The sequence below is a fragment of the Ramlibacter sp. genome (genome assembly GCF_035706265.1).
In the GTDB taxonomy this organism is placed as follows: Bacteria; Pseudomonadota; Gammaproteobacteria; order Burkholderiales; family Burkholderiaceae_C; genus Ramlibacter.
In genome coordinates, this window is record NZ_DASSVG010000321.1 from 1 (window position 1) to 15,786 (window position 15,786).

The window sequence follows — 15,786 nt, forward strand, 5'->3', positions numbered from 1 at the left end:
TGGCGTTGCGTCCAGGCCGCAATGCCCGGATCAACCCAGCGTCTTGAACACTTCCCGCGCCGCATCCACCGTCAGGCGGATGTCGTCTTCCGTGTGCGCGGCGCTCACGAAGCCGGCCTCGTACAGCGCCGGCGCGATGTACACGCCGCGATCGAGCAGGCCGTGGAACAGCCGGCCGAACGCCGCCGAGTCGCTCTTCATCACGGCGCTGTAGTTCTGCGGCAGCTCGGGCAGCAGGAAGAAGCCGAACATGCCGCCTTCGCAGTCGGCGGAGAAGGGCACGCCCGTTTCCGCCGCCGCCGCCTTCAGGCCATCGATCAGCGAACGCGTCTTCTGCGCCAGCGCCGGGAAGAAGCCCGGGTCGGCGATCTCCTTCAGCGTCGCCAGGCCGCAGGCAGTGGCCACCGGATTGCCCGAGAGCGTGCCGGCCTGGTACACGGGCCCCAGCGGCGCCAGCCGCTCCATCAGATCGCGCGGCCCGCCGAAGGCCGCCAGCGGCATGCCGCCGCCGATCACCTTGCCCAGCACCGTCAGGTCCGGCCGGAAGCCGGGGATGGCCTTCGCATAGACGCTCTGCGCGCTGCCGAGGGCGACGCGGAAGCCGGTCATCACCTCGTCCAGCACCAGCAGGGCGCCGTGCTGCGTGCACAGCTCGCGGCAGCGCTGCATGAAGGGCACGCTCGCGCGCACGAAGTTCATGTTGCCGGCGATCGGCTCGATCACGATGCAGGCGATCTCCTTGCCGTGGGTGGCGAAGGCTTCCTCGATCTGCTTGAGGTTGTTGTACTCGAGGACCATCGTGTGCTGCACCACCTCGGCCGGCACGCCGGCGCTGGTGGGATGGCCGAAGGTGGCGAGGCCGGAGCCGGCCTTCACCAGCAGCGCGTCCGCGTGGCCGTGGTAGCAGCCCTCGAACTTGACGATGCGGCTGCGGCCGGTGGCGCCACGGGCGAGCCGGATCGCGCTCATGGCGGCCTCGGTGCCCGAGCTCACCAGCCGCACCATCTCCACCGAGGGCAGGTGGCGGCAGATCTCCTCCGCCAGCTCGATCTCGCGCTCGGTCGGCGCGCCGAAGGAGAAGCCGTCGTGCGCCGCCTTCAGCACGGCCTCCAGCACGCGCGGGTGGCCGTGGCCCAGGATCATCGGGCCCCAGGAGCCGATGTAGTCGATGTACTTCGTGCCGTTGGCATCCCAGAAGTACGCGCCCTCGGCGCGCTGCACGAAGCGGGGCGTGCCGCCGACGGCGCGGAAGGCCCGCACCGGCGAGTTCACCCCGCCGGGGATCAGCGCGCGGGCGCGCTCGAAGAGTTGCTGGTTGCGGTCGGTGGCGGTGTCCATGCTCTTGTTCTCAGTGCTTGGTGTCGTGGGCGGGGAGGTCGAAGGCGGGCGGGCTGTCGGTGTCGTCGTCCTCGCCGTCCTCGGCCTCGGGCTGGGCCCAGAACAGGCGATCGGGCACCACGTGGCCCATGCCGGGGCGGAAGCCGCCGTCGAGGCAGCGGTCCAGGTAGGCGAGACCTTCGGTGGCCGCCGCGGCCAGGTCCGAGCCGCCGGCGATCAGGGCGGCAAGCGCCGCGGAGAGCGTGTCGCCGGCGCCGGAGAACGTGGCGTCGAAGCGCTCGAACTTCTCGCTCGCCAGCACCGCCTGCGGGGTGGCCAGGACGTTCTCGACGAACTGGTCCGGCAGCGGCACGCCCGTGACCAGGGTGTAGGGCACGCCCATCTCGGAGGCGGCCTTGGCGAGGTCGCGCGCGTTGGGGCTGCGCTCGTTGCTCCATTCCGGCAACAGCCAGCGCCACAGCGTGCTGTGGTTTCCTACCAACACGGTTGTCTGAGGAAGCATCAATTCGCGAAATGCGTCTTCGTACAGGTCCGCCGGGCCTTCGTCCCACCAGGACAGCGCCGGCATGTACGAAATCACGGGTACATCGGGGTAGTCGGCGGCGATCTCCGCGATGGTGCTCAGGGTCTCCGGCGAGCCCGCGAAGCCGACCTTGATCACCTGCACCGGGACGTCCTCGAGGATGGTGCGGGCCTGCTCCGCCACGGCGTCCTCGTCGAAGGCGAAATGGTCGAAGATCTCGCCCGTATCGCGCACGTACGCGCCGCAGGCGATGGGCAGGGGATGCGCGCCGACCGAGGCGATCGCGGTCACGTCGGCGGCGAGGCCGCCGGCGCCGCTCGGGTCGTTGGCGTTGAAGACCATCACGCAGGCCGGGCCGGACTCTTCGCCCTCGGGCTCCGCGGGGCGTGTTTCGATCGGTGTGGAATTAGTCATGGCCCAGTGAATTTCGCTGCCGTGGGGCCGCCAGAGCTTAGTCAACTGGCCTAGCTAGAATCGTTGCATTCTATTCGAACCCCCTATAAGCTGTGACCGATAGCAAAACGTGGATGTGTCTGATCTGCGGCTGGATCTACGACGAAGCCGCCGGCGCTCCTGAACATGGCATCGCCCCCGGGACCCCCTGGGCCCAGGTGCCCATGAACTGGACCTGTCCCGAGTGCGGGGCGCGCAAGGAAGACTTTGAAATGGTCCAGATCTGAGGATCGGACCACGCGGCAGGGACTCGAGGGAGCCGCGACCATAGAAGTAGGAAATGAGGAGCAGCGTCAATTGAGCACCCCTGGACTGAAGGTGCTGGTGATCGATGACAGCAACACGATCCGGCGCAGCGCGGAGATCTTCCTGAAGCAGGGCGGGCACGAGGTGATGCTGGCCGAGGACGGCTTCGATGCGCTCGCCAAGGTCAATGACTACCAGCCCCACCTGATCTTCTGCGACATCCTGATGCCGCGCCTCGACGGCTACCAGACCTGCGCGATCATCAAGCGCAACGCCAGGTTCGCCAGCACGCCCGTGGTCATGCTGTCCTCCAAGGACGGCGTGTTCGACAAGGCACGCGGCCGCATGGTCGGCTCGCAGGACTACCTGACCAAGCCTTTCACGAAAGACCAGCTGCTGCAGACGGTGCAGCAGTTCGGCCAGCCGAAGTAAGAAAACAAGGAGAGATGCCCCATGGCCATCCGCAAAGTGCTCGTTGTGGACGACTCGAAGACGGAACTGATGTTCATGACGGACCTGCTGCAGAAGAACGGCTTTGCGGTCCGCACCGCGGAAAACGCCGACGACGCGTTCCGCCGCCTCGCCGAGGAAAAGCCGGACCTGATCCTGATGGACGTGGTGATGCCGGGCCAGAACGGCTTCCAGCTCACGCGCGCCATCACGCGCGACCCGCAGTACGCGGACGTGCCGATCATCATGTGCACCAGCAAGAACCAGGAGACCGACCGGGTGTGGGGCATGCGGCAGGGCGCACGCGACTACATCACCAAACCGGTCGACGCCGCCGAACTCATGGCCAAGATCAAGGCCCTGGGTTGAGCCGGCGCGAGCAGTAGTCCCCTCCGATGGCCAACCGCGAAGCCCTTCGCGAGCTGCAGAGCCGGCTCGCCAGCCGGCTGCAGGCCGCCCGTTCCGAGGGCGTGCAGGCGGGCTGGCTCGCGGTCGAAGCCGCGGGCCGCAAGTACCTGTTGCCGCTGAGCCAGGCGGGCGAGATCTTCCCCTTCACCGTGCCGCAGTCGGTGCCGTACACGCACGACTGGTTCCTGGGCGTCGCCAACCTGCGCGGCGGCCTCTACGGCGTGGTGGACCTGGCGAGTTTCGTGGCCGGCCAGCCGCCGGCCCAGCGCTCCGACGCCGCCCGTGCCGAGGCGCGCCTGATCGCGCTGAACGCGCTGCTGGAGGTCAACTGCGCGCTGCTGGTCGACCGCCTCGCCGGCCTGCGCAACACCGACGCCTTCACCGCCTCCAGCGCGGCCCCGGCCGGCGCACCCGACTACTTCGGCAGCGGCTACACCGATGCCAGCGGCGCGCACTGGCAGGAACTGAACCTGCAGGCGCTCTCGCAGCAACCCCAATTCCTGAGCATCAGCGCTTAGTCCTTTGTCGAAGGCAGCACCATGTCCGCTTTTTCCCTGAAGAACCTCTTCGCCCGGAACCAGTCCGAGGAGGCCGACCCGTCGGTCACGCAGGAACTGAGCCTGGCGATGCCCGACGCGTCCACGGCCGCGATCGAGGCCGGCAGCACCGTCAACGCCGATCCCGAAACCCTCGAGGATTCCATCATCGAGGAAGTCGATGAAGCGGAACTGGTCTCGGTGCCGCTGCTCGGGCGGCGCAGCAGCACCACCCACCAGCGCATCCTGTTCGGCGCCCTCGCCGTGTCGCTGTTCGCCCTCGGCACGATCGCCTTCATCGCGGTGCGCGAGTCGGACCGCGTGGCCCAGCAGGTGGCCGGTACCGGCCAGTCGCTGATGCAGTCGCAACGCCTGGCCAAGTCGGTGTCGCAGGCCCTGATCGGCAGCCCGCAGGCCTTCCCCGACGTGAAGGAGTCCGCCGAGGTGCTGGCGCAGACGGTGCGCGGCCTGAAGGACGGCAACGAGGACATGCGCCTGGTGGCCGTGACCTCCGACCTGCAGCCCGACCTGCAGAAGATCACGCCGCTGATGGAGCGGGCCGAGAAGAACGCCAAGACCGTCATGGGCCAGCAGAAGATCCTGACCCAGGTGGGCGCGGCGCTGCGCACCATCAACCGCCAGTCGTCGGACCTGCTGGAAATCGCCGAGACGGTCTCGTCGCTCAAGCTGCAGGCCGGCGCGCCCGCCGCCGAGATCTCCGCCGCCGGCCAGCTGGTGATGCTGACGCAGCGGATCGGTAAATCGGCCAACGAATTCCTGACCATGGAAGGCGTGTCGCCGGAAGCCGTGTTCCTGCTGGGCAAGGACCTGAACTCGTTCAAGGAAATCGCCCAGGGCATGCTGGAAGGCAGCCCGGAGCTGCGCCTGAGCGCCGCCAAGGACGAACAGACCCGCGAACGCCTGCAGGCGCTGCTGAACCTCTACGAGCAGACCCGCAAGGAAGCCGGAGCCATCCTGGGCAACCTGCAGGGCCTGGTGTCCGCCCGCGAAGCGCAGGCCTCGATCATTGCCGACAGCGAGCCGCTGCGGAAGAACCTGCAGGAGCTGCAGGACAAGCTGTCCGCCCAGACCGGCCTGAACGCCTACGCGCTGATCTCGCTGGTGATCGCGGCCGCGTTCGCCATCGCCTGCGCCGTGGGCCTCGCGTACGTGCAGCTGCTCGATAGCCGCCGCCGCCAGGAACGCGCCGAAGCGCAGCGCCAGGAAGCCGAGCGCCAGGAGCAGGAGGCCAAGCGCGTCAACGACGCCAACCAGGCCGCCATTCTGCGATTGATGAACGAACTGCAGTCGGTGGCCGAGGGCGACCTGACGCAGGAAGCCACCGTGACCGAGGACATCACCGGCGCCATCGCCGACTCGGTGAACTACACGGTGGAAGAACTGCGCCAGCTGGTGGGTGCCGTGCAGAACACGGCGACCAAGGTGGCGCAGACGACGGCGCAGGTGGAATCGACCTCCACCGAGCTGCTGGCCGCCTCCACCGAGCAGCTGCGCGAGATCCGCGAAACCGGCCAGTCGGTGCTCGACATGGCCATGCGAATCAACTCCGTGTCCGGCCAGGCGCAAGAGTCCGCCCAGGTGGCGCGCCAGTCGCTGAAGGCCGCCGAGCAGGGCCTGCAGGCGGTGCAGAACGCCATCGGCGGCATGAACGCCATCCGCGACCAGATCCAGGAAACGTCCAAGCGGATCAAGCGCCTGGGCGAATCCTCGCAGGAGATCGGCGAAATCACCGAACTGATTTCCGACATTACCGAGCAGACCAACGTGCTGGCCCTGAACGCCGCCATCCAGGCCGCGTCGGCCGGTGAAGCGGGTCGCGGCTTCTCGGTGGTGGCCGAGGAAGTGCAGCGGCTGGCCGAACGCTCCGCCGACGCCACGCGCCAGATCTCGGCGCTGGTGAAGGCCATTCAGACCGACACGCAGGACGCGGTGGCCGCCATGGAGCGCTCGACGCAGGGCGTGGTGGAAGGGGCCAAGCTGTCCGACAACGCCGGCACGGCCCTGACCGAGATCGACCAGGTGTCGCGCCGCCTCGCCGAGCTGATCGAACAGATCTCGCAGTCCGCGTCGCGCGAAGCCGAATCGGCCAACGTCGTGGCCGGCAACATCCAGCACATCTTCGCGGTGACGGAGCAGACCGGTGAAGGCACGCGGTCGACGGCGCAGCAGGTGCGCGAGCTGACCCGGATGGCGGAGGAACTGCGCCAGTCGGTGTCGCGATTCAAGATCGCGTGAGCCCCGGGCTCCCAGTCAACATGCAAGCAGCTCACGCCGCCGACCTGGCGAACAACGACCTGGGCCCCCTGGCCTGGGTGCTGGACGAACTGCGCAAGTCGCTCGAATCGGCCTCGTCGGCGCTGCGCCGCTTCGTGCGCGACGCCGCGCACGCGCGCGGCCAGGACATGTCGAGCATCGACAACGGCCAGCTGCGCATCGCCCGCCAGCACATGCACCAGTCCGTGGGCGCGCTGGAGATGGTGGGCCTGGCCGCACCCGCCCACATGCTGCGCAGCATGGAAGCGGCGGCGCAGAAGTTCATCGAGCGCCCCGAGCTGTGCACCGAAGCGGCCGCCGCCAAGGTGGAGCGTGCCGGCTTCGCGCTGACCGAATACCTCGAGGCGCTGCTGGGAGGCAAGGACGTCTCGCCGGTGTCGCTGTTCCTGCAGTACAAGGAAGTGCAGGACCTCACCGGCGCCGACCGCGTGCATCCCGCCGACCTGTGGGGCCTGGACTGGCGCTGGAACGACTTCGCGGCGCCGGCCGCCGCGAGGACGCTCACCTACGACCCGGCCGTGCGTTCGCGCATGGACCAGGCGGTGCTCAAGATCGTCAAGGCGGCCGATCCGGCCGCCGGCCGCGAACTCGCCGAGGTGAGCCTGGGGCTGGCCACGTCGCAGGAGAAGCGCCAGCCCAAGGTGTTCTGGAAGATTGCCGCCGGCTACTTCGAGGCGCTCGCGCTGGGCCTGCTGCCGGCCGACGTCTACGTCAAGCGGGCGGCTTCGCGCATCCTGCTGCAGTACGCCTCGCTCGCCAAGGGCGACGGCAACGTGTCGGAGCGGCTGGCGCAGGACCTCGTGTTCTTCTGCGCCCAGGCCGTGCCGCCGCGGTCCGCCGAGTCGCCGGCGCTGTCTGCCGTGCGCGAGGGCTATGGCGTCGCCAACGCCAAGACGGTCGACTACGCCAGCAGCCCCTTCGGCCGCTTCGATCCGGCGCTGCTCGCGCAACTGCGCAAGCGCATCGCCACCACCAAGGAAACGTGGGCCGGCCTGACCGGCGGCGACGCCCACAAGCTCAAGGGCGTGCGCGACCAGTTCGCGCACCTGGGCGAGACGCTGGTGAAGCTCTATGCGCCCAGCGAACCGCTCGCCCGCGCGCTGAGCGCCGCCGTCGAGACGGTGGCCAGCACGGCCCGTGCGCCGGGCGCCGAACTGGCGATGGAAGTCGCCACCGCCATCCTGTACCTGGAGGCCGCCTTCCAGGACCTGGACCCCAACGACCAGCAGCTCGCGGAACGCACGGCCCGCCTGGCCGAGCGCCTGACCAAGGTGGTGCACGGCGGCCAGCCCGAGCCGCTGGAGCACTGGGTCGAGGACCTCTATCGCCGCGTGAGCGACAAGCAGACCATGGGCAGCGTGGTCGGCGAGCTGCGCGGCACGCTGGGCGAGCTGGAGAAGCTGCTCGACCAGTTCTTCCGCAACCCCGCCGACAAGGGCCCGCTGCGCGACGCGCCGAACTTCCTCGCCCAGATGCGCGGCGTGCTGTCGGTGCTGGGCCTGGAGCAGGCCTCGCTGGCCGTGCTGCGCATGCGCGACACGGTGGAGAACATCATCGTCACCGAGGTCGACGAGGAGCAGGCGCGCGGCGCCGGCACCTTCGACAAGCTCGGCAACAACCTCGGCGCGCTCGGCTTCCTGATCGACATGCTGAGCTACCAGCCCACGCTGGCGAAGAAGCTGTTCGTGTGGGACGACGAGCACGGCGAGCTGCGCCCGCTGATGGGCCGCGAAGCGGAGCCGCTGCCCGCGCCCGCCGCGAAGCCCGCGGCACCGCTCGCGCCGCAGCCGGTTCCGATGGCTGCCGCGCCCGTGCCGGCCCCGGTGGCGCCCGCGCCGGTGCAGGCCGCGCCCGTTGCGGCCGCGCCGGTGGCGGAGGAAGAAGACGAAGGCGACGCCGAACTGCGCGAGATCTTCCTGGAGGAAGCGCGCGAGGTGGTGGGCAACGGCCTGGAGGCCATCGCGGCGCTGGCCGAAGACCCGCGCAACCTGGCGGACATGACCACGCTGCGCCGGGCCTTCCACACGCTCAAGGGCAGCTCGCGCATGGTGAAGCTGAACGAGTTCGGCGAAGCCGCTTGGGCGCTGGAGCAGGTGCTCAACACGTGGCTGGCGGACCAGAAGCCGGCCAGCGAGGAACTGCGCGTGCTGTCCACGCAGGCGCTGCAAGGCTTCGGCCGCTGGATCGAGGCCATCGCGGCCCGCGCCGACGGCGCCTGGAAGGCCAGCGCCTTCCGCACCGCGGCCGACGCGATGCGCACCCAGGGCCAGCTGCAGTCCATCGCGGTGCCAGGTGCGGGCCTCGAGGAAGCGGCAGCGGCGGTCGAAGACGTGCTGGCCGCCGAACCGATCCTGGCGCCGGCCTCCGAGCTGTCGCTGGAGCCGGAGCTGCTGGCCGAAGCGGAGCTGTCGATCGACGCGGGGCCGGATGCGCCGCCTGCGATCGAGGTTCCCGCGGACGTCGCGACGCCCGCGGCGACCGAGCCGCCTGCGCTCACGCTGCCGGACCTGGGCTTCACGCTCGATCTGGACGCGCCCGCCCTGCCCGAAGTGACGGTGCAGGAGTTGAGCGCGGACGAATTGCCGCCCGAATTCGCCGCGCTCGGCGCGACGATGATCCAGCCGCGCGAGGACGCGCCGACCGCCCAGCCGCCCGCACCTGCGGCCGACGAGGAACTGCCGGAGCTCGCGACCACCGCGATCCTGCCGCGCCTGGACCTCGAGCCGGAGCCGCCGGCCGAAGAGGCGCCGCTGGAGATCGAGGGCATCGACTTCACCAGCCTGTCCGCGGTCTCCGGGCCGGCACCGGAAGCGCCTGCACCGGTGGCCGAGGCCGCTGCCCTCGACGACTTCGTGTTCGACCTGCCGGGCGAGCCCGCGGCCGCCGCGCCGACTGAGGCCGAAGCGGAGCCGCAGCCCGAGCCCGCGGTCGAATCCGAACCCGTGCTCGAACTGCCGTCCGAGCCCGAGCCCGAGCCCGAGGTCACCGTCGGCAAGCTCGACGAACAGGTGAAGGTGATCGGCAACCTGCGCATCGGCATCCCGCTCTACAACGTTTACCTCAACGAGGCGGACGAGTGGTCGCGCCGGCTGGTCACCGAGATCAGCGAGTGGACGCTGCAGATGGCGGAGCGCGTGCCCGATTCCACCGTGGGCTGGGCCCACGCGCTGGCCGGCAGCTCCGCCACCGTGGGCTTCCAGGCCCTGTCGGACATCGCGCGGGCGCTGGAAGGCGCGCTGCAGCACACCCAGTCGCTGGCCGACGGGACGCCGCAGCACGCGCGCGTCTTCACCGCGGCCGCCGAGGAAGTGCGCCGCCTGCTGCACCAGTTCGCCGCCGGCTTCCTCAAGACACCCGAGCCGCGCCTGCTGCACGAACTGCACGAACTGAAGGAATTCGAGGGCGAGCTGCGCGAAGCGCAGGAAAGCGGCTTCGACGACGAGGAGGAGTTCGATTTCGCCGAGCCGGAGTCCGCCGCCCCGGCCGTCGAACCCGCCGCGCCGGCTGCCGCGGTGATCGAACCCCCGGCCCCGGTCATCGAACCCGCGGCCCCGGTCGCCGCTGCGGCACCCGTCGTGCCCAGCGCGCCGATTGCGCCCGCCGCCCCGCTCGTCCTCCCCGCCGCCGTGCACGCGCCGCTGCTGCAGGTGCAGCCCGAGGAAGAACTCGACGTCGCCGACGCGATCGATCCGGACCTGTTCCCGATCTTCGAGGAAGAGGGCGCCGAGCTGATGCCCAAGCTGGCCAGCGGCCTGCGCGCCTGGGCTGCCCATCCCGAGCACCGCGAGCCCCGCGACCAGGTGCTGCGCGCCCTGCACACGCTCAAGGGCAGCGCCCGCCTGGCCGGCGCGCTGCAGCTCGGCGAGCTGGCGCACCGGCTGGAGTCCGAGGTCGAATTCCTCGGCCACGAGAACGTCGCCGCCGTCGACATCGAGGCGCTGCTGCAGCGCTTCGACGCGATGCAGGCCCGCTTCGATACGCTGCGCGCCACCGGCGGCTTCGCCCCGGCGGAGCCGCAGATGGAGCCCGAGGCCGCGCAGCAGCCCGAACCCGAGGCGCCGGCCCAGCCCGCCACCGTGCAGGCCATTCCCACGATCGAGGTCCCGCCCGCGCTCGCCGGCGCGCCCGACCTGCAGCCCGCGGCGCCGCAAGCCGAACCCGCGCAGCCTGCACCGAGGATGCCCATCGCGGGGCCGGTGCAGACCGCGCTCACGCCTTCGCGCCAGGCCGCCAGCCAGGCCGTGCGCGTGCGCGCGCAGCTGCTGGACCGGCTGGTGAGCCAGGCCGGCGAGGTGATGATCACGCGCTCGCGCCTGGAGTCCGAGCTGCGCCAGCTGCGCGGCTCGCTCGGCGACCTCACCGGCAACCTCGACCGCCTGCGCTCGCAGCTGCGCGAGATCGAGGTGCAGGCCGAGTCGCAGATGCAGTCGCGCATGGCGCAGGCCAAGGACACGGCCAGCGGCTTCGACCCGCTGGAGTTCGACCGCTTCACCCGCGTGCAGGAGCTCACGCGCCTGATGGCCGAATCGGTGAACGACGTGGCCACGGTGCAGCGCAACATCCAGCGCACGGTGGAAGCCACCGAAGACGACCTGATCGCGCAGGCGCGCCAGACGCGCGAGCTGCAGCGCGACCTGCTGCGCACGCGTATGGTGGAGTTCGACGGCATCTCCGAGCGCCTGTACCGCGTGGTGCGGCTGGCCGCCAAGGAGACCGGCAAGCAGGTCAAGCTGGACATCCTGGGCGCCTCGATCGAAATGGACCGCGGCGTGCTCGATCGCATGACGCCGGCCTTCGAACACCTGCTGCGCAACTGCGTCGCCCACGGCATCGAGGGCCCGCAGGCCCGCGCCGCCGCTGGCAAGGACGCCACCGGCAACATCACCGTGCACCTGCGCCAGGAAGGCAACGACGTCTCGGTGGAGTTCCAGGACGACGGCGCCGGCCTCGACCTGGCGCGCATCCGCGAGAAGGCGGTGCAGCAGGGCCTGGTCGCCGCCGACCAGGAGATCAGCGAGCAGGAAGCGGCCAACCTGATCTTCCTGCCCGGGTTCTCCACCGCGGCGACCGTGACCGAACTCTCCGGCCGCGGCGTCGGCATGGACGTGGTGCGCAACGAAGTGAACGCGCTCGGCGGCCGCATCGAGACCCTCACCACGGCCGGCCGCGGCACCACCTTCAAGCTGGTGCTGCCGCTCACGACCGCCGTCACGCAGGTGGTGATGGTGCGCTCCGGCAAGCTCGCCATCGGCGTGCCCGCGCACCTGGTGGAACTGGTGCGCCGCGCCAGCCAGGACGACGTGCAGAAGGCCTATGCGACCGGCAGCTTCGAGTTCGGCGGCGAGGAGCTGCCCTTCTTCTGGTCGGGCGCGCTGCTGCAGTCGTCGCCGCGCAGCACCGAGCCGCAGGGCAAGACGCAGCCGGTGGTGATCTTCCGCTCCGCCGCGCAGCGCGTGGCGGTGCACGTCGACGAAGTGCTGGGCAACCAGGAAGTGGTGGTGAAGAACCTCGGGCCGCAGCTGTCGCGCCTGCCGGGTCTGGCCGGCATGACCGTGCTCGCTTCCGGCGCCGTGGTGCTGATCTACAACCCGGTGGCGCTGGTGCAGGTGTACGGCGAGCTCGCGCGCCAGATGGGCGCCGTGCGGGCCGAAGCCGCGCAGGCGCAGCGCGCCGGCCAGCCGGCCCGGCCCGCCGCCGTGGCGGCCGCACCGGCGGTGCCGTTGGTGCTGGTGGTGGACGACTCGATCACGGTGCGCCGCGTGACGCAGCGCCTGCTGGTGCGCGAAGGTTATCGCGTCGCCCTCGCCGCCGACGGCCTGCAGGCGCTGGAGCGGCTCGCCGAGGAACTGCCCGCGGTGGTGCTGTCGGACATCGAGATGCCGCGCATGGACGGCTTCGACCTGGCGCGCAACATCCGCGGCGACGAGCGCCTGAAGCAGCTGCCGATCGTGATGATCACCTCGCGCATCGCGGAGAAGCACCGCGAGCATGCCAAGGAACTGGGCGTGAACCACTACCTTGGCAAGCCGTACTCGGAAGACGAACTGCTGGCGCTGGTGAAGCAGTACTCGCAGCTGGCCGTGACTGCCTGAGCGCCGGCCGGAAACGGTCTGGCGCTCGCAGTCTGTCACTGAAACAGCGTCCGCGTAACAAGGAACGGCTGACCTGGAGCAGCCGCAACGCCTGCAGGCAGCCCTCACGGCCTCCTGCAGGCGGACCCATCCGCAGTTCGCACGCGCTGCGCGGGCGTTCACAGCCTGTTGCAGATCGCGTTGCTCCCCCTGTAGCTCTTCCCTAACCTCATCTCGTCGGAGTGGCGCCGGCGGCGTGCGTTAGTGCACACGCCTCACCCATTCGGGCGTGGGATGCAGGGAGGGGCGAACCTATAAAGGGCGCGGCGCTGCGGCAAATCGGGTGGGGACCCAGGCCGCGGCCTCTCAGGAGGAGCAGATGTCCGCCATCATCAGCACCAACGCCACCGGCCCCCTGGCCATTCCCTTCACGCCGTGCGCCGCGGCCGTGCCGCCGCGCCGGCTGCTCCTGGTCGACGACCACGAGCTCGTGCGCTACGGCGTCAAGGCCTGCTACACGGAGCTGCAGGGCGTGCCCCTGCAGTGGCTCGAAGCGAGCTCGCTGCAGGATGCGCTGGAGGTCTATGCGCGCGAGGAGCCGATCGACGCGGTGCTGCTGGACCTGAACCTCGCCGATTGCCGCGGCCTGCAGGGCCTGCGCCAGTTCGTGCACGCGCATCCGCACGCGCGGGTGGCGATCTTCAGCGCCACGCAGGACGAATTCGTGGTGCGCCAGGCGCGCGCGCTCGGCGCCATCGGCTACGTGCCCAAGGGCGCGGTCGCTTCCGAGCTGCGCGAGATGCTGTCGGCGCTGCTGTGGCCGCAAGGCGCACCGCAGACGCGCGCACCCGCCTCGGCGCACGCGCTGTTCCCGCGCTTTCCCTCCTCGGCGCTGTACGACCGCGTGGCCGAACTCGGCCCGCGGCACCTGGAGATCCTGGAGATGGTGCTCTCCGGCTGCACCAACCAGGAGATCAGCGACGAGATGCGGCTCGCGCTCGGCACGGTGAAGAACTATGTGTCCTCGCTGCTGCTGGCGCTGGACGTGAAGTCGCGCTCGCACCTGGTGAGCCTGTTCCGCTGAAGCGGCGTCCGTCGGAGTCGTCGCCGTGGCTGCCTTGTTCCCAGCGGCCCCGCCGGCGATGCGCCGGCACGCCGCCGTGCCGGCCGCCCGCACGAGCTTCGTCGCCGTCTCCGGTGCCGCGCAAGCGGAGCCCGCCCTGGGTGGCAGCCGCCGGCAGCGCGGCTCCGACGCCCGCCTGCGCGAGGAGGCGCTGCGCAGCGCGCGCCGCGCGGCACCGACGCTGTTCGCCGGCATCGCGCTCGCACTCCTCCTCGACCAACTGCTGCTGGAAGCCCCGGGCTGGCGCGCCGCCTGGCTGGCCCTGACACTGATCTTCTGCTGCGCCTGGGCGCTGGCGCAATGGCTGCGCGCGGCGCGCATCGCACTGGCGCGCGAGGAGCGTCTGCGCGTGGCGGAGGCCGAGCGCGACGCCGCGCTGCGCGCCGACGAGGAGAAGAGCCGCTTCCTCGCCATCGCCAGCCACGACCTGCGCCAGCCGATGCACGCGCTCGGCCTGTTTGCCGGCACGCTGGAAAGGCGCCTGCAGGGCAGCGCGGAGGAGCCGCTGCTGCACAACCTCGTGCGCGCGATCGACGGGCTCGACCGCTCCTTCAACGTCATGCTGGACATCTCGCGGCTGGACGCCGGCACGATCGAGCCGAACCTGCAGCAGTTCCCGCTGCGCGACGTGTTCCGGCGCCTGCACATGCACTTCGCGGGACAGGCGGAGCAGGCCGGGCTGGCGCTGCGCTTCGCGCCGGGCGGCAAGTCCGTCACCAGCGATCCGCAGCTGCTGGAGCGCCTGCTCGGCAACCTGGTGCAGAACGCGATCAAGTACACCGAGCGCGGCGGCATCGCGGTGATCGCCCGCACCACGCGAGACTACGTGAACGTGGAGGTGTGGGACACGGGCGTGGGCATCGAAGCCTCGGAGCTGCCGCGCATCTTCCACGAGTTCTACCAGGTGGGCGGCGGCGGACGCGCGCGCGAACGCGGCTTCGGCATGGGGCTGGCGATCGTCAAGCGGCTGGCGCAGCTGCTCGGGCTGCGGCTGGTGGTGGCTTCCAGGCCGGGGCGCGGCACCGTGTTCCGCGTCGGCATCCCCGTGGGCGGCCTGCCCGAACTGCAGGATCTCACCGCTGCAGCGGACACGCTGCCCATGCCGCTGCCGGCCTCGCAGCCGCGCACCGTGCTGATCGTGGAGGACGAGGCCGCCATCCGCGAAGGGCTGGGCCTGCTGCTGGAGGAGTGGGGCTACCAGGCGGTGGCGGCGCGCACGGCCGAAGACGCCGAACGGCTCGCGCGCCGGCTCGACGTGCCGCCGGACCTGATCCTGTCCGACCTGCATCTCGGCAACGGCCCCGACGGCCTGGCCGCGATCGAGGCGGTGCGCCGCGGCCGCGGCCATGAAGTCGCCGCCATGCTGATCACCGGCGACACCTCGCCCGCGGAACTGCGTCGCGCCAACGAGAGCGGCCACCCGGTGCTGTTCAAGCCGGTGCAGGCGCGCAAGCTGCTGAACGCGCTGCGCGGGCACATCCCCTGAACGGGTCCCCCTCGAAATGACTTTCGGCCCGTGTGCGGCGCCCGGGCGACTCCTAGAGTGGCCGGCATGTCGGAACTCGCACTGGAGCCCCTGCTGTCGCCGCTGGCGGGCGATGCGCCGTGCGGTCCGGACCTCGAATACGACCCCGCCTTCCTCGCCATGCAGGAGGCGGGCGCCGGCAAGCCCGAGCAGCAGTACGGCGACACGGTGATCCCGGCGCAGCCGCCGGACTGGCCCGCGGTGCAGGAGCAGGCGCTGCAGCTGGCCGAGCGCACGCGCGACCTGCGCGTGGCCGTGTGGCTCGCGCGCAGCGGCGCGCGGCTGGCCGGCCTGGCAGGCGCGGTGCGCGGCCTGCAACTCGTGCAGGGCCTGCTGGAGCGCCACTGGCCGCACCTGCATCCGCAGCTCGATGCCAGCGACCACGACGACCCGACGGCGCGCGTCAACGCGCTGCTGCCGCTGCTGCATCCCGCCGCCGGCCTGGCCGACCTGCGCGCGGCCAGCCTCACCGGCCGGCGCGGCGCGCTCACGGTGCGCGACCTCGAGCTCGCCCTGGGCCGCGTCGAAGCCGAGCCGGGCGAGCCCGCACCCTCCGAAGAGGGCGCGGTGCAAGGTGTCGCCGCCGCCATCGCCGAAGACCCTGCGCTCGCGCCACGGTTGCAGGAGGGCCTGGCCGCGGTGCAGGCGATCGCCGAGGGGCTGGACCGCCGCCTCGCCTCCGCGCAGGGGCTGGACTTCGCGCCGCTCAAGAAGCTGCTGCAGTGCGTCGCCGAAGCCGGCCGGCGCGCCGGCGGTGCCGCCCCCGGCAGCGCGCAGGTGCCCGCCATCGTCGCCGCGCCCGCCGCCGTCGCGGTGCA

General features: G+C 70.8%; 11 protein-coding genes. 9 read left to right on the plus strand and 2 right to left on the minus strand.

Annotated features, from left to right (window positions below; translation table 11 throughout):
• Positions 1-30 precede the first annotated feature (30 nt).
• Positions 31-1,338, minus strand: coding sequence for a glutamate-1-semialdehyde 2,1-aminomutase (hemL, locus tag VFM98_RS11585; RefSeq protein ID WP_325110071.1), 1,308 nt, complete (start codon positions 1,336-1,338; stop codon positions 31-33).
• Positions 1,339-1,348: 10 nt separating this feature from the next.
• Positions 1,349-2,275 (minus strand): bifunctional hydroxymethylpyrimidine kinase/phosphomethylpyrimidine kinase, encoded by a 927-nt coding sequence (gene thiD / locus VFM98_RS11590; RefSeq protein WP_325110072.1) that lies wholly within the window; start codon positions 2,273-2,275, stop codon positions 1,349-1,351.
• Between the two features lie 92 nt (positions 2,276-2,367).
• On the opposite strand from thiD, the gene VFM98_RS11595 reads away from it, so the two are divergent.
• The 9 genes from VFM98_RS11595 to tssA all read left to right on the plus strand — a co-directional run.
• Positions 2,368-2,541 (plus strand): rubredoxin, encoded by a 174-nt coding sequence (locus VFM98_RS11595; RefSeq protein ID WP_325110073.1) that lies wholly within the window; start codon positions 2,368-2,370, stop codon positions 2,539-2,541.
• Positions 2,542-2,611: 70 nt separating this feature from the next.
• Positions 2,612-2,992, plus strand: a complete 381-nt coding sequence (locus VFM98_RS11600; RefSeq protein WP_325110074.1) for a response regulator — start codon at positions 2,612-2,614, stop codon at positions 2,990-2,992.
• A gap of 21 nt (positions 2,993-3,013) precedes the next feature.
• Positions 3,014-3,379, plus strand: a complete 366-nt coding sequence (locus VFM98_RS11605) for a response regulator transcription factor (RefSeq protein WP_325110075.1) — start codon at positions 3,014-3,016, stop codon at positions 3,377-3,379.
• Between the two features lie 26 nt (positions 3,380-3,405).
• Positions 3,406-3,936: a chemotaxis protein CheW gene (locus tag VFM98_RS11610; protein ID WP_325110076.1), complete on the plus strand. Its 531-nt coding sequence runs from the start codon at positions 3,406-3,408 to the stop codon at positions 3,934-3,936.
• A 21-nt stretch (positions 3,937-3,957) separates the two neighbouring features.
• Positions 3,958-6,210: a methyl-accepting chemotaxis protein gene (locus VFM98_RS11615; protein WP_325110077.1), complete on the plus strand. Its 2,253-nt coding sequence runs from the start codon at positions 3,958-3,960 to the stop codon at positions 6,208-6,210.
• A 20-nt stretch (positions 6,211-6,230) separates the two neighbouring features.
• Entirely contained in the window at positions 6,231-12,341 is a 6,111-nt protein-coding gene (locus tag VFM98_RS11620) for an Hpt domain-containing protein (RefSeq protein WP_325110078.1), read from the plus strand.
• 358 nt (positions 12,342-12,699) lie between these two features.
• Complete coding sequence (locus VFM98_RS11625) at positions 12,700-13,404, plus strand: response regulator transcription factor (RefSeq protein ID WP_325110079.1); 705 nt, start codon at positions 12,700-12,702, stop codon at positions 13,402-13,404.
• A gap of 25 nt (positions 13,405-13,429) precedes the next feature.
• Entirely contained in the window at positions 13,430-14,929 is a 1,500-nt protein-coding gene (locus tag VFM98_RS11630; RefSeq protein WP_325110080.1) for a hybrid sensor histidine kinase/response regulator, read from the plus strand.
• Positions 14,930-14,995: 66 nt separating this feature from the next.
• Positions 14,996-15,786 (plus strand): type VI secretion system protein TssA (gene tssA, locus VFM98_RS11635; RefSeq protein WP_325110081.1); only part of this gene is annotated, 791 nt, incomplete at its 3' end.